Below are 18,668 nucleotides of genomic sequence, written 5' to 3'. Positions count from 1 at the left end.
CCTTTCTGGAGAGTGCCATCATGAAATCCCGTGCCGCCGTCGCCTTTGGTCCCGGCCAGCCGCTGCAGATCGTCGAGATCGACGTCGCCCCGCCGAAGGCGGGCGAAGTGCTGGTCAAGATCACCCACACCGGTGTCTGCCACACCGATGCGTTCACCCTGTCCGGCGATGATCCGGAAGGCCTGTTCCCGGTGGTGCTGGGCCATGAAGGCGCCGGCATCGTGGTGGAGGTGGGCGAGGGCGTGACCAGCGTCAAGCCGGGTGACCACGTCATTCCGCTGTACACCGCCGAATGTGGTGAATGCCTGTTCTGCAAGAGCGGCAAGACCAATCTGTGCGTGTCGGTGCGTGCCACCCAGGGCAAGGGCGTGATGCCCGATGGCACCAGCCGCTTCAGCTACAACGGCGAGCCGATCTACCACTACATGGGCTGCTCGACCTTCAGCGAATACACCGTCGTTGCCGAGGTGTCACTGGCGAAAATCAACCCGGACGCGAACCCGGAGCATGTCTGCCTGCTCGGCTGCGGCGTGACCACCGGCATCGGCGCGGTGCACAACACCGCCAAGGTGCAGGAAGGCGACAGCGTGGCCGTGTTCGGCCTGGGCGGCATCGGCCTTGCGGTCATCCAGGGTGCGCGCCAGGCCAAGGCCGGGCGCATCATCGCGGTGGACACCAACCCGTCCAAGTTCGAGCTGGCCCGCGAATTCGGCGCCACCGACTGCATCAACCCGAAGGACTTCGACAAGCCGATCCAGCAGGTGATCGTGGAGATGACCACCTGGGGCGTGGACCACAGCTTCGAGTGCATCGGCAACGTCAACGTGATGCGTGCGGCGCTGGAATGCGCCCACCGTGGCTGGGGCCAGAGCGTGGTGATCGGCGTGGCCGGTGCCGGGCAGGAAATCTCCACCCGCCCGTTCCAGCTGGTCACCGGACGCAAGTGGATGGGCACCGCGTTTGGTGGCGTGAAGGGCCGCAGCCAGCTGCCGGGCATGGTCGAAGACGCGATGAAGGGCGATATCGAGCTGGCCCCGTTCGTCACCCACACCATGGACCTGGACAAGATCAACGACGCCTTCGACCTGATGCATGAAGGCAAGTCGATCCGTTCGGTCGTCCACTACTGAGCCGCGCCGGGCGGCAGGCGCTTGCCTGCCGTCCCTCGGGAGGAAACCTCATGGAACGTATCGAACACCGCGCCTGTGCCGGCGGTTGGCAGGATGTCTACCGCCATCATTCGACCACGCTGGGCTGCGACATGCAGTTCGCCGTGTACCTGCCGCCGCAGGCGGAAACCCGGAAGCTGCCGGTGCTGTACTGGCTGAGCGGACTGACCTGCACCGAGCAGAACTTCATCACCAAGGCCGGCGCGCAGCGCTATGCGGCCGAGCACGGCGTGATCATCGTCGCCCCGGACACCAGCCCGCGTGGCGATGACGTGGCCGATGCCGAGGGCTATGACCTGGGCAAGGGCGCGGGTTTCTATCTCAACGCCACACAGCAGCCGTGGGCCAAGCACTACCGCATGCACGACTACGTCGCTCACGAGCTGCCGGCGTTGATCGAGGCGGGTTTCCCGGCAACCGACGCACGAGGCATCAGTGGCCATTCGATGGGCGGCCATGGCGCGCTGGTGATCGCGCTGCGCAACCCCGGCCGCTACCGCAGCGTGTCGGCGTTCTCGCCGATCGTGGCACCCAGCCACGTGCCGTGGGGGCAGAAGGCATTCGCCGCCTACCTTGGTGACAACCCGGCCGACTGGGCGCAGTGGGATACCTGCGAACTTGTGGCCCACGTCAGCGAGCGCCTGCCGCTGCTGGTTGACCAGGGCGAGGGGGATGAGTTCCTGCACACCCAGCTGCAGCCGCAGCGCCTGCAGCAGGCCTGCGATGCTGCCGGTCATCCGCTGAGCCTGCGCCTGCAGCCCGGCTACGACCACAGCTATTACTTCATCGCCAGCTTCATCGGCGAGCACATCGCGCACCACGCCCGCGCGCTGTACGCCTGACGTTTTGCTGGTAGTGCCGGCCGCTGGCCGGCAACCTGCAGACCCGTGATTCCCTGGGGTTGCCGGCCAGCGGCCGGCACGACCAGAGCGTGTGCCCGGAGTGCCGTTTTGCCGCAGTGGATCACGCCGCTGTGGCGTGCCAGCGCGCTATCGTGCCGCCATACGGCCTTGCGCATGGGGGATGCATGCTGGTTGTGCTGGCGCTGATGTTCCTGATCTGCCATGGCGTGGTCGTGGCGTTCTGGCCGGGTGCGGCCGGTGAGGGGTCGTTCGTGTTCCTGACCGTGGCACCCCTGCTGGCGGCTGCGGCCTGCCTGTGGCGTGGCCAGCGCGACCGTGCTGCGCTGGGCTGGCGTGCCACTGCAGTGGCGCTGCTGCTCTGGGCCGGTGGCATGGCCTTCAACATGGCAGACGCACTGGGCGCCGGACGGGCCGACATCACCCCGCGCGCCAGCCTGCTGCTGTATGTGCTGTACGGTGTGCCGCTGGTGTTCATCCTGGCCCGCGCCCGTCGCGAACGCTGGACCATCAGCCTGATCGACGGCGTGATGGCGGCCCTGCTGGGTGTGTTGTTCTTCGTGCATACCCAGTCCTTCGCCGACCGCATCGATATTGACGACCAGGCGATGGCGCACATGCAGCGCATGTTCGACATCCAGAACCTGTGCATCGCCGGTTTCGCGGTGGTGCGCTGGGTCGCCGGCGATGCGCCTGAACGGCGCAGCTTCTACCGCGCGCTGGCGCTGTATGCGCTGTCTTATCTGCTGGTTGCGTTCTACATCAATCACTACACCGCCGAGCAGTCGTTCGGCGCCTACAACGATCTGCTGATCGACCTGCCGTTCCTGCTGCTGGCGCTGCTGGCGCTGCGCCAGGCACCCGCACCGGGCTTCGTGCTGCATCCTCGCCTGCTGCGATTGGTGCAGGCCGGTGGACCGATCATCCTGCCCTTGTTGCTGCTGGTGGTCGGCACCCTGGTGGTGGACCACGCGCGGCCGTTGGCGCTGACCGGGTTCGTGGTGGCAACGCTGGGCTTCAGCCTGCGCAGCACGTTGCTGCAGCTCGACCTGCTGGAACGACAGGCCGGCCTGGATCAGATGGCGCGGCAGGATGGCCTGACCGGCGTAGCCAATCGCCGTCAGTTCGATACGCTGCTGCTGGCCGAATGGAACCGGGCGCGCCGCAGCGGCAGCGAGCTGGCATTGCTGCTGGTGGACATCGACCATTTCAAGGCATTCAACGATCAGCACGGTCATCCTGCCGGCGACCGCTGCCTGCAGGCGGTGGCGGCGGTGCTGCAGGCCACCGCCGGGCGCGCGGCCGACAGCGTGGCGCGCTATGGCGGTGAGGAATTCGCGGTGATCGTGCCCGGCAGCCCACTGTCGGGTGTGCTGGCGCTGGCCGAGCGCCTGCGCGAGGCGGTGGAAGCGCTGCCGCTGCCGGAAGGCCGGGTCAGCATCAGCGTGGGCGTGGGTTACCTGCATCCGCCGGCGCTGGCCACCGCCGAACAGTTGCTGGCCGATGCCGATGCCGGCCTGTACGCGGCCAAGCGTGCGGGCCGCAACCAGGTGATCCTGCACGCACACGTGCTGGACGACGACGGGGGCGCGCACGACACGCTGGACTGTTGAGCATGGCTGCGCGACTGCCACGGCAGGAATGTGCGTGGTTGATCGGGGCTGGCGCGACCGCCCGGTCGGATCCAGCAGGCGCAGGCGTTGTCGGCCAGCGGCCGGCACTACCCTGGCAGGCAGCCCGCGTCAGGCCGCCGCAGGCCAGTACATCGCCATGGTGGCGATACCTACGGATCACGTGTTTCCACCAGCACCGGGCAAGGCGCATGGTCGATCGTCCATTGCCCCACCGAGGGCTCGAACAGGCGCTGCAGGCGTGACAGATGGCGGTGGCCGATGACGATCAGGTCGCATTGCAGGCGACGCGCCTGCGCGCTGATCACTTCGCCAGGATCGCCGGAAGGCAGCTGTGCGATGGCGTCCACGCCGCGCTCGCGCAGCTCGGCCAGGGCGTCGGCCAGTACCGCTTCGGCATGCGCCTGCTGCCGGGCGGCGGCGGGATACTCACGGCGGTCGGCATCAGTGGCACCAGCGGCCAGCGCGAATTCGGGGTCAAGCACGCACAGCAGGTGCAGGCGGCTGCGGGGGCCGGCCATGGTGGCGGCCAGGTCCAGCACGCGGTCGTGCTGGGGGCCGCCATCAAGCGCGACCAGCAGGGTGTTGAACATGGAAAGCTCCTTTGCAGGGCGCTGATGGTCGCTGATGTCGTCGCGCGCACCCATGCCGTGCGCCGCAGTCAATACGTGCGTACAACGCAATTCTGGATGATCTGGATTGCAGTAGAGTCATCCCATTTGCGGGAGACTGCCATGCCCTTGCCGGACCTGAACCTGTTGCTGGCACTGGATGTGCTGATCGACGAATGCAGCGTGGCGGCCGCTGCGCGACGGATGAATCTCAGTGCGCCGGCGATGAGCCGTACCCTGGGCCGGGTACGGGTAGCCCTGGGTGATCCGGTGCTGGTGCGCGCCGGCCGTGGGCTCGCCCCCACGCCACGCGCGCTGGAACTGCGTGAGCAGGTGCGCGATGTGATCGAGCAGGCACACCGCGTGTTCAATGCGGGCCGCGAGGTCGACATGGCCACGCTGGAACGAACGTTCAGCGTGCGCGCCAACGATGTGTTCATCGGCAGCTATGGCGGCCGCCTGCGTGATGTCTTCCGCCAGCAGGCACCGCGCTGCATGCTGCGCTTCGTGCCCGAAGGCGATACCGATGACGATGCGATGGTGCAGGGGCGGATCGACCTGTACATCAGCACGGCCGGCAAGCACAGCCCGGAAACCAAGGTGCAGCACCTGTTCACCACCTCGCTGCTGGGCGCGGCACGCGAGGACCATCCGTTGTTCGACGGCGACATCAGTGTCGAGCGCTTCGCCGCGTGCGACCACATCGCCGTGTCCCGGCGCGGGCTTGCGCATGGCCCGATCGACGAAGAGCTGGCAGCGCTTGGCCTGCAACGACGGGTGGCAGTGGTCATCCCTACCTTCCACGGCGCGATCTTTGCTGCCGCCGATTCGGACCTGGTGCTGCCGCAGATGCCAAGCGTGATGCTCGACCGCATCACCCGCATGGGCCTGCCGCTGCGGATGTTCCCGCTGCCGGTGCCGGTGCGGACCGTAGCGCTGGTGCAGGCCTGGCACCCACGCATGGACAACGACCCGGCCCACCAGTGGCTGCGGCGGGCGATCAAGGGCATGTGCGATTCGGTCGAGGCGGCCCACCACTGATTGCCCGCGGGCGTGCGCCGGACGCACGCCTGCGATGCCGGGCACGCCATTTTTCGCAGGCAACGGCCTTTCTAGACTGCGCTCCCGAAAGTTCCACCGAGCGCAATCCAATGTCTCCATATATGCCGTGTACTGCACGGATCGGCAGTCGGCAGTGAGCACGCCGGCCGCCATGCCCGCGGCGCCGGCAGTGCCCCGGCCCGTCGCTGCCCCCGGCTTCGACCGGCGCATCCTGGTTGGGCTGTGCGGTGTGCTGCTGGCAGTGCTGGTGTCGGGTTTCAACGAGAACGTCACCAAGGTCGCGCTGGCCGACATCCGCGGTGCGATGGGTTTCAGCGTCGATGACGGCAGCTGGATCGTGGCGCTGTACAGCGCCATGTCGGTCAGCGCGATGGCATTCGCACCGTGGTGCGCAGCCACCTTCTCGCTGCGCCGCTTTGCGCTGGCGATGATCGGCGGCTTCATGGTGCTGGGCGTGCTGTGCCCGCTCGCCCCCAACCTGCAGACCTTTCTGCTGCTGCGCGCATTGCAGGGCCTGTGTGGGGGCGCGCTGCCGCCGCTGCTGATGAGCGTGGCGCTGCGCTTCCTGCCGCCGGGCATCAAGCTGTACGGCCTGGCCGCCTACGCACTGACCGCCACCTTCGGCCCGAGCATGGGCACTCCGCTGGCCGCATTCTGGGTGGAGCAGGTGGGCTGGCACTGGGCGTTCTGGCAGATCGTGCCGTATTGCCTGGCGGCGATGGCGATGGTCGGCTGGGGCCTGCCACAGGATCCCCTGCGGCTGGAGCGCTTCGCACAGTTCGACGGCGTCGGCCTGATGCTCGGCCTGCCGGCGCTGGTGCTGCTGGTACTGGGCCTGGTGCAGGGCCCGCGCCTGAACTGGTTCGACTCGTCGTTGATCACGCTGATGCTGGGTGGTGGTGCGGGTCTGCTGGTGCTGTTCTTCATCAACGAGTGGTTCCATCCACTGCCGTTCTTCAAGCTGCAGCTGCTGGCCAACCGCAACCTCAGCTACTCGCTGATTACCCTCGGTGGCGTGCTGTTCGTGCTGCTGGCGGTGATCTCCATTCCTTCCGGCTTCCTCGCCAGCGTGCAGGGCTATCGCCCACAACAGACCGCGCCGATGCTGCTGTGGGTGGCGGTGCCGCAGGTCATCGCGCTGCCGTTGGTCGCCGCACTGCTGAACATCCGTGCGATCGATTGCCGTTGGGTGCAGGCCACCGGCCTGGCCCTGCTGGCGCTGGCCTGCTGGCTGGGCGCGCATCTGGACGTCAGCTGGATACGCGACAACTTCCTGTGGGTACAGCTGCTGCAGGTGTTTGCGCAGCCGATGGCGGTGCTGCCGTTGCTGATGCTGGCCACCGGCGGCCTGGCGCCACAGGACGGCCCCTTTGCCTCGGCGTGGTTCAACACGGTCAAGGGCTTTGCTGCGGTGCTGGCCAGCGGCGTGCTGGAAGCGGTCGCGCAGGGACGCCGCCATTTCCACTCCACCGTGCTGGTCGAGCGGCTTGGCGAACAGCCGTGGCTGGCCGAAGGGCCGCAGCTTGGCGCGCGCCTGCATGCGCAGGTGCAGGCGTTGACCTCGGCCGATCTCTACCTGCTGGTCGCGTTGGTCGCGCTGGCCTTCATTCCCCTCATTGCCTGGATGCCCACCCGCATCCATCCGCCACGTGCCGTGGCCTGATCCCCTTCGCAGGAACTCCCCCATGACAATCAATCGAACGTATCTCAACGCCGGCCTCGGCCTGGGCGTACTGCTTCTGGCCGGTGGTGCCTGGCTGCTGCTGCGCGATGGCCGCCACCAGACCACCAACAACGCCTATGTGGTCGCCGACTACACCGTGGTCGCACCGAAGATCGCCGGCTTCGTCAGCGCGGTGAACGTGGAAGACAACCAGGCGGTGAAGGCCGGTGACGTGCTGGCCCGCATCGATGACCGCGACTACCAGGTCGCGTTGCTGGCCGCCCGCGCCGACCTGGCCAATGCGCGCGCGCAGCTGGCCAACGCGCAGGCGGCGCTGGCACAGCAGGGCTCGCTGATCGAACACGCCCAGGCGAGTATGGATGTCAGCCGCGCCGAACTGACCCTGGCCAGCGCCGACCAGCAGCGTTACCGCGAGCTGGCCCGCGACGGTGCCGGTACCGTGCAGAACGCGCAGCAGGCGCAGTCGAAGCAGGCCGTGGCCAGTGCACATCTGCAACAGGGACAGGCCGCGTTGTCGACCGCACGCCAGCGCACCGACATCCTCGCTGCCGGGGTGCAGGCCGCACAGGCGGCCGTGCAGCGCGCCGAAGCCGCACAGGCGCGCGCCGAACTGGATCTTTCGCACACCGAGCTGCGTGCACCGATCGATGGCGTGGTGGGACGCCGCGCAGTGCGCGTCGGCGCCTACCTGACCCCGGGCACGCCGGTGGCCGCGGTGGTGCCGCTGCAGCGCGCCTTCGTGGTCGCCAACTTCCAGGAAACGCAGATGACCCGCATGCAGCCGGGGCAGCAGGTCGAACTGACGGTGGATGTATTTCCCGGCACGCGGCTGCGCGGCCATATCGACAGCATCGCCCCGGCCACTGGCGTGACGTTCGCCGCGGTGGCGCCGGAAAACGCGACCGGCAACTTCACCAAGGTGGTGCAGCGCATTCCAGTGAAGATCGTGCTGGAGCCGGAGCAGGCATTGCTGGGCCAACTGCGGGCCGGCATGTCGGTGGAAGCCAGCGTGGATCTGCAGCGTCCGCAGCGGGTGCAGAGTGCACAGCGCGAGCGGCACCGCACGGGCGGGGAAGGCGCATGATCCGCGTATTCCCGCGTGGACTGGCTGCAGCGGCACTGTGCACGGCGTTGACCGCCTGCACGCTGGGCCCGGACTTCGTGCGCCCGCAGGCCGAACTGCCCACGCAGTGGCAGGGCGAAGCGGTGGCTTCAGCTGCGCTGGATGACGACGCCAGGTGGTGGTCCGGTTTCGATGATCCGCTGCTGGGGCAACTGGCGACGCAGGTACTACAGGCCAATCTCGACCTGCAGCTGGCCGCCAACCGGGTGCAGCAGAGCCGCGCCGCGCGTGGCGTCACCGCGGCCGACCGGCTGCCCAGCGTCGGCGCCACTGCCAGTGGCGTACGCGCGCGCAACAGCCAGGTAGGCCTGAACGATCCGTCCGGTAATGGCGGCCGCGATGACTATGGGCTGTTCCAGGCCGGCATCGGCATGAGCTGGGAACTGGATCTGTGGGGACGCGTACGCCGTCAGGTGGAAGCGGCCGACGCACGCGTGCAGATGGCTGAGGAAGATGCACACGCGGTGCGCATCGCGCTGCTGGCCGAGACCGCGCGTGATTACCTGCAGTTGCGCGCAACGCGCCAGCTGCTGGCCATCACCGAGGACAACCTCAGCATCGCCCACGACATCAAGCGGCTGACCGAAGCGCGCCAGCGCCAGGGCGTGGCCAGCACGTTGCAGGTCTCCAGTGCGGCGGCGCAGGTGGCATCGCTGCAGGCTCGCATCGCACCGCTGCGGCACCGCGAATCGCAGCTGCGCAATGCACTCGCGTTCCTGCTGGCACAGCCGCCGCAGGCACTGGATACGCAGCTGCAGAGCGCGCGTCGCGATTGGCCCGCGTTGCCGACCGTGGCCGTGGGCGTGCCCAGTGAACTGGCCGAGCGTCGCCCGGATGTCCGCCGTGCCGAGGCTGCGCTGCATGCTGCCACGGCGGGAATTGGCGTGGCCAAGGCCAGCTTCCTGCCGCGCATCACCTTGAATGGCGATGCCGGTTTCCAGGCCAGGCAGCTGGATGATCTGGATGGCTGGAACGCGCATCGCTTCAGTATCGGCCCGTCGATCAGCCTGCCGATCTTCCAGGGCGGACGCCTGAAGGCCAACCTGGCGCTGAGCAGGCTGCAGCAGCAACAGGCGGCCCTGCAGTTCCGCCGTACCGTGCTGCAGGCCTGGCATGAAGTGGACGATGCCATCGACGGCTATGCCGCCGAACAGCAGCGTGCCGCGCAGCTGCACGTGGCGGTGGATGAAAGCGAGACGGCGCTGGGTGCGGCGCGTCGGCAGTACCAGGCCGGCGTGGTCGACATGCTGGATGTATTGAGCACCCAGCGCATCGCGCTGGACAACCAGGCCGCGCTGGCCAACAGCCAGGCGACCGCCGCGATTGCGCGCGTGGAGCTGTATCGCGCACTGGGCGGCGGTTGGTAAGGCGCAGGATGGGTAGTGCCGGCCGCTGGCCGGCAGGTGCCGTCTGCATGAGTTGCCGGCCACAGCCAGCACTACCCTGGCAGGCAGCCCGCGTCAGGCCGCCGGCTTTTCGCGCTTGCGGAACAGGAGATAGGGCCAGATACCGATCAACACCGCTGCGATGAGCGTGCCGTAGACCAGCGCGACCACCGACTTGCCAGGCTCGGTCCAGACCATGCCCAGCAGAAGCAGGCCGAACACGATGGTCGGCCCGCCCAGCAGGATCATGGCGAAGGTCTTTATCCGTCCACTGGTGGGCGCATTGGCGAGCTTGCCGACCATGTCGGTACCACCGAAATGCACCTGCAGTGCATCGTTGGTGGAACGGGCGGGCTGCGGTTTTGCGGGTTCCGGCGGCGCTACCGGTTGCTGCAGGTCCATGTCCTGAGTCGCCGACGGCAGCAGGTCCGACAGGTTGGTCTGCTCGATGAGCGCTTTCAGCTTGGGGTCCATGTGCAATCCGTGCGGTCACCGTTGGCGGCGGCACGATACCAGCACACCCAGATGCCGGGTAGTGCCGGCCGCTGGCCGGCAGCTCGGCAAGGTGAAGCCGGTAGTGGCCAACCTTGGTTGGCAGCCTTCAGGAAAGCGCCAACCAAGGTTGGCGCCTACCAGAGCCGGAACTCAGCGCACGTCGCGCAGTTCCCAGTGGTGCCCGGCCAGCAGGCGCAGGCGCTGCTTGAACACGTCACTGTCGATGCGGGTGGTGGCCACCAGGTTGATGCGCAGGTCCTTCTGCTCACCGGTCACGGTGGCCTCCGGATCGGTCGCCCCCCACTGCGGCTCCACCGCATCCGGGTCCGGCTGCTTGTCGCGCCAGCGCTCGAACAGGCTGCCATTGCGCAGCGCGTTCTGCAGTTCTTCGGCGAAGCCGGCAGCGCCCTGCGAATGGAAAGACAGGTCGGGGTCGTTGCCGCGGGCCTTGGACGGTTCGGGCAGGCTGATGTGGTACTGCGCAGGCATGTTGATCTCCTTGAGGTGCGGCTAGGCTGGCATAGGCGCGGTGGAATCGATGTGCAGATTCCAGAGCGCGGTTGGCCTTCATTCAAATCGATGCGGCCCATCGGCAAAACCCACGGTGACCGCGCCCTTGCCGACGTTGACCATGCCGGTCAGGCTCATCACCGATTCGTACACGGTCACGCCATGGCCGGCGCAGACCTCCTTCATCTGCGCATAGCCGGGCAGGGCACGCAGCTCGTCCAGTTCGCCGCCGTAGCTGACGCACACGGTCGGCGTCATCAGGCCGGCGCGTACGCGCCGGCCGACCACGCCGAACAGCTTCAGCACGGCATTGTCGAAACCCTTGATCTTCGCCACCGGCCCGGTCTGCCCGCGATAGCCATGCAACACCGGCTTGATGTCCAGCGCACTGCCCAGTGCGGCGCTGAGCAGGCCGACGCTGCGGTCGCCCTTGTGCCGGGCGCGGGCACGCATGTAGTACAGGTCGCGGGTGACCATGTAGCCGTGCACGTTGCCGGCCAGTTCTTCCAGGCGCTCGCGGATCTGCTGCACGCTGGCATCACTGGCGCGCAGGCGCACCGCTTCCACCGCCGTCACCGCCTGGGCGGCGAACAGGTTCTGGGTATCCAGCACGCGCAGCGCGAACGGCGAGTTGAAGCCGGCCGCCTGCCGCACCGGCTTGTAGTCGTTGAGGATGGCGAAGCTGGCCTGCAGTGCGTTGTCGTGGATCGGGCTGCGGGTCTTGGTGATGGTCATGCAGAACACATGGTCGTAGTCGATCACCAAGCGTTGCAGGAACAGGTCTCGGATCTGGTTGACGCTGAAGGGGATGGTCTCCGCTTCGGCGCCGTGCTCGGCGACGTGCGCGTGCAGGAAGCTGAGCGTTGCCTGCTCGTCGCGGTGGTCGGCGAGCACCGCTTCGCCGATCCGCACGGTGATCGGCAGCAGCACGATGTTGTGCTCGGCAATGAAGTCCTGCGGCAGGTCGCAGGCCGAGTCGACGACGATTCCGATGCGCATCCGCGGCTCCCCCTCCAGGGCGGTTGTAGGTTCGGAAATGTGAAAACTATCTCAAAACGGGGGCGGGCGCGCGAGGGAAACGCGCCGCTCCCTGTTCAGCGACTGCGCTGCACCGCCACCGGCAGGGCCACCGCCTGCTGCCAGTCGGGGCGATCCAGCAGGCCCGGGTCGTCCAGCACCGCCGCCATCAGCGGGTGGCTATCGTTGCCCCAGAACAGTTCCCCATCGATGGCCAGGGTCGGCACACCGAACACCCCGGCCTCGATCGCCGCATCGGTGTTGCGTCGCAGCTGTTCCTTGATTGCCGGCTCGCCAATGGCCGCCTCTACGTCGCTGATACCCAGCCGGGCGGCGGGTTCGCGCAGGGCCTCGGCCGTGTCGCCGGCGTGGCCGTCGCGCCAGATCCAGTCGAACAGCACGTCCACCGCCGCAGTGCTGGCACCGGCGGCCAGGCACAGGCGCAGGGCCGCCAGCGGATTGAACGGGTGCCCGGGCGGGAAGCGCAGAGGGGTGCCCTCGGCCTGCGCAGTCCACAGCAGCTGGCGGTACATGAAGCGGCGCTTGGCCGGGATCTCCGCCGGGCCCAGGTTGCCCAGATGGTGCAGTACCGCACCAAAGGCGATGGGCACCGGTTGGATGCGCCCGAACTGCGGCAGCTGCTTCACCTTCTGCCAGTGCAGGTAGGAATAGGGCGAGACGAAGTCGAAATACCAGCGCAGAGTGGGCATCGATGGCTCCTGGTTACGGTCAGGGCTGCGCGTTGCGCTGCAGGTAGCGGTCGCGCAGTTCGGTCTGGCGCGAGCGCATCGGCATCGCGCGGCCGCCCAGCCAGACCTGCTCGGCATAGTGCGCCACATCCAGCGGATCGCCTTCCCACAGCACCAGGTCGGCACGCTTGCCCGGCTCGATGCTGCCGATCTGGTCGGCCACGCCCAGCACCTCGGCCGGCACCCGGGTCAACCCGGCCAGGCCGTCGGCCCAGGGCAGGCCATTGGCCACCGCGTTGCCGGCCAGCTGGCGCATCTTGCGTGCATTGTGCGAGGCGTCATCGCGCTGGGCGAAGGCCACCGGTACGCCCGCGCGCCGCAACCGCGCGGCGTTTTCCAGGGTGGCGCCGATCTGGTCGAAGGTCGTCGGCAGGTTGCCCAGCGCGTCCACGAATACCGGCACCCTGGCTGCTGCCAGTTCCGGCGCCAGCTGCCAGGCCTCGGCACCGCCGGCAATGGCGATCTTCACCTTCTCGCGGGCCGCCCAGCGCAGCAGCTGGCGGATGTCGGCCGCGCGGTCCACTTCCACCACGATGCGGCCCTGCCCGGACAGATAGCGGGCGAGCGTGCGGCGGCCGGCCGGGGTCAGCAGCGCATGCGGCGAGTCGGCGGCCACCTGGCCGCGTGCCTCGTCCACCATCTGCTGCAGCAGCATCCACTGCGCCGCGCGCGATTGACCGGTCAGTTCAGATGCTGCAGCACCCAGGCGCAGGAACAGCGCGCGCGGGCCGATCGGGTCGGCACTGCCATCGAAACGCACCACGCCGCCCTGGCCGGCGACGAAGCCACCGCCGGTGGCCGCGCCCAGCGCAGTGAAGCCGATGCCGTCCAGGCGCGCCACCGGAATCAGCACGGACGCCGGGTTATAGGCCAGTGTCACGTCGAACTCCGGGCGCAGCGGCTGCTCGCCGATCTTCAGGGCGCTGTCGACCGTGCTTGATTCACCGGATACCTCCTCGATGCCGATCTCGGTGATGCCACCGAACAGGGCAGGGGTCAGCATGCGTCCCTTGGCTTCGACCACCGGCACACCGGCCGGTGCGGACAGGCCCCGGCCCACCGCACGGATGATGCCGCCCTGCACCAGCACATCGGCATCTTCCACGTTGCCACGTGCGCTGGCGGTAGCGACGGTCGCACCGCGCACCAGCAGGTCCTGCGCCGAGGCTGCGGTTGTCATCACCAACAGCGCAACCAAGGTAGCGCCGGGCCATGCCCGGCGGCGCTTGTTCAACATGCCCATCAGCGCAACTCCTGTCCAAGCTGGAAATCCGACCGCGGCGTTGCCGGTGGCGTGCTGCGGTCGTACACACGGCGGCCGTCGACGAACACCTGTTCGGCCAGTGCATACGAACTGAAGGGATTGCCGTTCCAGATCACCACGTCGGCCATCTTTCCGGCCTCCAGCGTGCCGGTCTGCGCCTCGATGCCCAGCGCCTTGGCGGCGTTGGCGGTCATCCAGGTGATCGCGCGTTCCGGCGCGATCTCCGGCATGTGCGCGCGGCGCGCGGCGGCCATCACCTTGGCTGCTTCCTGGTTCAGGCGCTGGATGCCCTCGGGCGAGTCGGAGTGGACGATGGCGCAGCTGTTCTTCGGCCGGTCGACCAGCGCGATGTTCTCGGCGATGCCGTCGAAGGCTTCCATCTTGAAGCCCCACCAGTCGGCCCACAGTGCCCCGCACACGCCTTCGGCCGCCAGCCGGTCTGCTAGTTTGTAGGCCTCCACGCCGTGGTGGAAGGCGGCCACCTTGAAGCCGAATTCCTTGGACAGGTCGAGCATGGTGGCCATTTCATCGGCGCGATAGCAGTGGATGTGCACGCGGATATCGCCCTGGATCGCACCGGCGAGCGTATCCAGCTTGAGGTCGCGCTTGCCGCCGGCATCACCGGCGCTGTCGCCCTTGTCGCTGCCGAACCAGCCCTTGCGCTTGGCCGGCTTCGGCTTGTTCTTGGCGATGTAGTCGGCCGCGTCGATGAAGGCTGCGCGGTAACCGGCCACGTTGCCCATCCGCGTTGCAGGTGCCACGCCCTTGCCGCCACCGTAGACGCGCTTGGGGTTTTCGCCGCAGGCCATCTTCAGGCCCCACGGCGCGCCGGGGAACTTCATCGCCTGGTAGGTGGTGGCAGGCACGTTCTTCAGCGTTACGCCGCGGCCACCGACCAGGTTGGCCGAGCCGGGCAGCACCTGCATGCTGGTCACTCCGCCTGCCAGTGCCGCCTGGAAACCGGGGTCCTGCGGCCATACCGAATGCTCGGCCCAGACGTTGGCGGTGACCGGCGCGGTCATCTCGTTGCCGTCGCTGTGCGCGCCGACACCGGGGCTGGGATAGACGCCCAGGTGCGAGTGCACGTCGATCAGGCCGGGCGTCACCCACTTGCCGTCGGCGTTGATGCGGGTGACGCTGGCATCGACCTGCAGCGCATCGCCGACGGCGACGATGCGGCCATCGCGCAGCAGCACATCGGCGTTGTCGAGGCGCTGGCCGGTGCCGGTCAGCACCGTTGCGTTCTGGATCAGCAGCGGCCCATCGGGGTGCGCCTGGTAGGTGCTCGGGTAGGGATCGGCCACGAAGCGCGAAGCGCCCACGGCCGGCGCCGTGCTCAGCGATACCAGCGCCAGACCCAACCCGGCGCGCAACAACGTCGATGTCATGCAGATCCCCTTGGCAGCGTGTTCAACCCACCGACGCTAGCCGGGACGGCGGCGGTTTGCCAAGTGACGTTGGGCAGGGGCGCAGTAGGGACTTTTCCGACATCAAGTATGTGAAAAATGTATTAAGTTCTCGTGACGCCCGCCGATAGCGTCATGCGGGTGAGCGCGCGCTGTCTCGCCGCGCAGGTGTTCCCACACAGCTCCATGAGGGAGCAGCACCTGAAACAATCCATGGAATCAAGGACGTAATCCCCGATGACTGCTGCAACGTCGTATCGCTCCACCTCTCTCCGTCGTTCCTTCCTGCCTTCCCCGCTCGCATCGGCCATCGTAGGCTCGCTGCTGATGGCAGCCACCCTGCCGGCACTGGCGCAGGGCAACCTCGACGACCTGTCCCGCTACCAGTACCAGCGCAGCCTGCAGGCTGCATTCGCTGCGCCTTCGCAGTCGGCCTTCGCCGCGCCGGTTGCAGCGGTTGCAATGGTTGCACCGCCGGCCACCACCCCGGAAACGCCGGTGATGGGCAAGGCCGGCGATCGTGCCAGCTGGCGCACCAGCGAATTCAACCGTGACTGGGGCCTGCAGGCCGTCAATGCCGACGCCGCATACGCGCGTGGCTTGACCGGTGCCGGCATCCGCCTGGGCGTGTTCGACAGCGGCTCGGGCCTGGACCATGACGAGTTCGCCGGCAAGGATCACCGCAGCCTGCGCATCGCCGATCTGTTGCTCGACGGCAGCCGCTGCACCAACACCACGCTGATCGACGGGCCCGATGCCTGCTTCGCCAGCGACGGCGATGACGTGTCGATCGATTACGTTGTCTACGACGACAGCGTTCCGCAGGCGATCCGCGACATCATCGAGTCTGATCCGCGCTACCAGCAGGCGGGGATCGCCTTCCAGACCCATGGCACCCACGTGGCCGGCACCATCGCGGCCAACCGCGACGGCAACGGTACCCATGGCGTGGCCTTCGGCGCGGACCTGACCGCGGCCAAGCTGTTCTTCAACAGCGCCCAGATGTGGACGGACGTGGGCGGCGGCGACTACCGCGTCGTCACCGTGGGCGGCGTGGGCCCGGACGGCAGTGCGTTTGAGAGCATGTACGCGCAGATGAACGCCCAGGACGTGCGTGCGGTCAACCACAGCTGGGGGCTGACCAACGAGCCCACCGATCTGGCCACCCAGGACCAGCTGTATGCCGCCAACGCCGAGTATCTGGACATCTTCGCCGAGGGCTCGCGCAGCAAGGGCATGATCCAAGTGTGGGCCGCGGGCAACAACAACGCCAACGCAGCCACGCCGGAAGCCGCGCCGATTGCCGGAATCTACGCCACGCTGCCGCGCCTGTTTGCCGATATCGAGCAGAACTGGCTGAGCGTGGTCAACGTGCGCCAGGACAGTGCCGCCGGGTACATGCTCGACGTCAGTTCCAACCGTTGCGGCTACAGCGCCAACTGGTGCCTGGCCGCCCCGGGCACCGACATCCTGTCCACGGTCTACGGTGCCGATTCGGCGCTGGATGCACAGCTGCTCCAGGATTCACAGGGCAACGTCCTGCTCGACGTGCTCGAGCGCGTGCCGACCTACAGCTACGATCTGATGACCGGCACCTCCATGGCCGCACCCCACGTTACCGGTGCCCTGGGCCTGCTGTTCGAACGCTTCCCGTACCTGGACAACGCGCAGGTGCGCGACGTGCTGCTGACCACCGCCACCGACCTCGGTGCGGCCGGCGTGGACGACGTCTACGGTTGGGGCCTGATGAACCTGGCCAAGGCCATCGAGGGCTACGGTTCGCTGCGCGTGGATACCAACGTAGTGATGAACCAGAAGGCCGGCGGCCTGAAGGTCTGGGAAGGTGACGCCTGGGATGACTGGACCAACGATATCGGTGGCCCGGGTAAGCTGACCAAGAGTGGTGCCGGCTGGCTGCGCCTGAGCGGCGACAACAGCTTCAACGGTGCTGTGGTGCGCGAAGGCGTGCTGGAACTGGATGGCGTCAATACGCTGACCAGCGCAGTGGACGTGGCCGGTGGCACCTTCCTGTTGAACGGCACGCTGAAGAACACTGCATTGAACACCCAGGGCGGCATCAGCCGGGTCAACGTCAGTGGCGTGCTAGACGGTTCCAACCTGACCATCAATGGCGGCGTGCTGTCCTTCAACGGCGTGCAGACCGGCGGCACCACCTTCGTCGGCCAGAAGGGCACGCTGAAGGGTGTTGGCCAGCTGGGGGACACCACCGTGGCCGGCACCATCGCACCGGGCAATTCCATCGGCACGCTGACCATCAACGGCGACTACGTGCAGACAGAGACCGGCGTGTACCAGGCCGAGGTGGCACCGGGCAGCCGCAGCGACCAGCTGCATGTCACCGGCACCGCCACGCTCGGCGGCACCCTGGTGGCGCTGCCGGAGCCGGGCATCTACTACCTGGGTGAGCAGTTCAACTTCATCCGTGCCGATGGCGGCGTGAACGGACAGTTCGCCATCACCGACTTCAGCACGTTCTCTCCGTTCATGCAGTTCAACCTGGCCTACGGCGCCACCGGCGCACGCATTGAAGTGACCCGCGGCAACTCGCTGGCCAGCTCGGCCAACACCGCAAACCAGCATGCCGTGGCTACCGTGGTCGATACGCTGGCGATCAACCAGGGGCTGCCCAAGCCGTTGACCACGCTGTTCCCGCAGCAGGTGGGCGCAGCGCTGGACAGCCTCAGCGGTGAACTGCATGCAGCCACGTCGATCGCGCTGGTCGAAGGCAGCCGCCATGTCCGCGATGCGGCGCTGTCGCGTCGTGCGGGTGCGACCTCTCCGGGCGGTGACGAAGCGGCCGCGACCGGTGTGTGGGTGCAGGCAATCGGTGGCAGTGGCACGCTGGATGGCAATGCCAACACTGCCCGCACCGAGGCCAACAGCAACGGCCTGCTGATGGGCGTGGACCGCCAGTTCGGTGGTTGGCAGGTGGGCCTGCTGGCCGGCACCGGCCGCACCGACGTCAAGCAGCAGGACGGCCGTCGGGCGAAGTCGAAGATCGACAACACCCACTTCGGTGCATACGCCAGCCACAACTGGGGCGGTTTTGGTCTGCGTGGCGGCCTGGCGTGGAGCGAGCACGACATCGACAGCACCCGCGAACTGGCATTCGCCGGCTACAGCGATACGCTCAGCGCGCGCTACGACGGGCGTACCCGCCAGGCCTTCATCGAAGCGGGTTACCGTTTCGGCGGCCGCGAGGCAGGCCTGGAGCCGTACCTGCAGGTGGCACGTGTTGAAGTGGACATGAAGTCGATCAACGAGCGCGGTGGCGCGGCGGCCCTGCAGGGTGACGTGGACGATAGCCGCACCACCCTGGCTACGGCCGGTGTGCGCTTTGACAAGGGTCTGAAGGCTTCGTTCCAGCAGGACAGCTGGCTGCACGTGCGCGGCGGGGTGGGGTATCGCCACGCTTCGGGCGACCGCAACCCGATGGCCAAGCTGGGCTTTGCCAGCGGCGGCGATACCTTCGCGGTCAGCGGTGCGCCGATCGCCGACAGCGCGGTGGTGGCCGAACTGGGCCTGTCGGCCTGGCTGACGGCCAACCAGCAGCTGGAACTGGGCTACACCGGCCAGTTCGGCGATGAAAGCCGTGACCATGGCGCCAATCTGCGTTGGTCCGTGCGTTTCTAAGCCTGCCGGTTGCCAAGGCAAACCCCGGGAGGGCGGCCGCAGGGCCGC

At 67.6% G+C, this 18,668-nt stretch carries 15 protein-coding genes; 8 read left to right on the top strand and 7 right to left on the bottom strand.

Annotation, left to right across the window (positions count from 1 at the left end; all coding sequences use genetic code 11):
• Positions 1-20 precede the first annotated feature (20 nt).
• From CR918_RS15700 to CR918_RS15690, 3 genes are all read left to right on the top strand, one after another.
• Entirely contained in the window at positions 21-1,130 is a 1,110-nt protein-coding gene (locus CR918_RS15700; RefSeq protein ID WP_099843648.1) for an S-(hydroxymethyl)glutathione dehydrogenase/class III alcohol dehydrogenase, read from the top strand.
• A gap of 50 nt (positions 1,131-1,180) precedes the next feature.
• A complete protein-coding gene (gene fghA, locus CR918_RS15695; RefSeq protein ID WP_099843646.1) occupies positions 1,181-2,011 on the top strand; it encodes an S-formylglutathione hydrolase in 831 nt (276 codons plus the stop codon).
• Between the two features lie 185 nt (positions 2,012-2,196).
• Positions 2,197-3,642 (top strand): GGDEF domain-containing protein, encoded by a 1,446-nt coding sequence (locus tag CR918_RS15690; RefSeq protein WP_099843644.1) that lies wholly within the window; start codon positions 2,197-2,199, stop codon positions 3,640-3,642.
• 170 nt (positions 3,643-3,812) lie between these two features.
• On the opposite strand, the gene CR918_RS15685 is transcribed toward CR918_RS15690, so the two are convergent.
• A complete protein-coding gene (locus CR918_RS15685) occupies positions 3,813-4,253 on the bottom strand; it encodes a universal stress protein (protein WP_059065132.1) in 441 nt (146 codons plus the stop codon).
• Positions 4,254-4,394: 141 nt separating this feature from the next.
• Between CR918_RS15685 and CR918_RS15680 the strand changes: the two genes are divergently transcribed.
• The 4 genes from CR918_RS15680 to CR918_RS15665 all read left to right on the top strand — a co-directional run bounded on the left by CR918_RS15680 (position 4,395) and on the right by CR918_RS15665 (position 9,507).
• A complete protein-coding gene (locus CR918_RS15680) occupies positions 4,395-5,312 on the top strand; it encodes a LysR family transcriptional regulator (RefSeq protein WP_025874094.1) in 918 nt (305 codons plus the stop codon).
• Between the two features lie 154 nt (positions 5,313-5,466).
• On the top strand, positions 5,467-6,996 hold the full coding sequence (locus CR918_RS15675; protein ID WP_099785371.1) for an MFS transporter: 1,530 nt from the start codon (positions 5,467-5,469) through the stop codon (positions 6,994-6,996).
• A 22-nt stretch (positions 6,997-7,018) separates the two neighbouring features.
• Complete coding sequence (locus CR918_RS15670) at positions 7,019-8,101, top strand: HlyD family secretion protein (protein WP_099843642.1); 1,083 nt, start codon at positions 7,019-7,021, stop codon at positions 8,099-8,101.
• The gene (locus CR918_RS15665; protein WP_099843640.1) at positions 8,098-9,507 is read left to right on the top strand and encodes an efflux transporter outer membrane subunit; all 1,410 of its coding nucleotides are present in this window, start codon (positions 8,098-8,100) and stop codon (positions 9,505-9,507) included. Before CR918_RS15670 ends, CR918_RS15665 begins: the two co-directional genes overlap by 4 nt.
• 93 nt (positions 9,508-9,600) lie before the next feature.
• Here CR918_RS15665 and CR918_RS15660 read toward each other — a convergent pair whose 3' ends face one another.
• The 6 genes from CR918_RS15660 to CR918_RS15635 all read right to left on the bottom strand — a co-directional run bounded on the left by CR918_RS15660 (position 9,601) and on the right by CR918_RS15635 (position 14,948).
• A complete protein-coding gene (locus CR918_RS15660; protein ID WP_099843638.1) occupies positions 9,601-9,999 on the bottom strand; it encodes a hypothetical protein in 399 nt (132 codons plus the stop codon).
• A 171-nt stretch (positions 10,000-10,170) separates the two neighbouring features.
• Positions 10,171-10,509, bottom strand: coding sequence for a hypothetical protein (locus CR918_RS15655; RefSeq protein ID WP_025874099.1), 339 nt, complete (start codon positions 10,507-10,509; stop codon positions 10,171-10,173).
• 78 nt (positions 10,510-10,587) lie between these two features.
• A complete protein-coding gene (locus tag CR918_RS15650) occupies positions 10,588-11,529 on the bottom strand; it encodes a DegV family protein (RefSeq protein ID WP_099843636.1) in 942 nt (313 codons plus the stop codon).
• A gap of 95 nt (positions 11,530-11,624) precedes the next feature.
• Complete coding sequence (locus tag CR918_RS15645; RefSeq protein WP_099785363.1) at positions 11,625-12,257, bottom strand: 2-hydroxychromene-2-carboxylate isomerase; 633 nt, start codon at positions 12,255-12,257, stop codon at positions 11,625-11,627.
• A 19-nt stretch (positions 12,258-12,276) separates the two neighbouring features.
• Complete coding sequence (locus CR918_RS15640; RefSeq protein ID WP_099843634.1) at positions 12,277-13,539, bottom strand: amidohydrolase family protein; 1,263 nt, start codon at positions 13,537-13,539, stop codon at positions 12,277-12,279.
• Positions 13,539-14,948 (bottom strand): amidohydrolase, encoded by a 1,410-nt coding sequence (locus tag CR918_RS15635; protein ID WP_033831986.1) that lies wholly within the window; start codon positions 14,946-14,948, stop codon positions 13,539-13,541. Before CR918_RS15635 ends, CR918_RS15640 begins: the two co-directional genes overlap by 1 nt.
• A 255-nt stretch (positions 14,949-15,203) precedes the next feature.
• On the opposite strand from CR918_RS15635, the gene CR918_RS15630 reads away from it, so the two are divergent.
• Positions 15,204-18,620, top strand: a complete 3,417-nt coding sequence (locus tag CR918_RS15630; protein ID WP_025874104.1) for an autotransporter domain-containing protein — start codon at positions 15,204-15,206, stop codon at positions 18,618-18,620.
• The last annotated feature ends 48 nt before the right edge of the window (positions 18,621-18,668 follow it).

Origin of the sequence: Stenotrophomonas indicatrix (assembly GCF_002750975.1) — a bacterium.
Lineage (GTDB): Bacteria > Pseudomonadota > Gammaproteobacteria > Xanthomonadales > Xanthomonadaceae > Stenotrophomonas > Stenotrophomonas indicatrix.
This window is presented reverse-complemented; position numbering and strand designations above follow the sequence as displayed.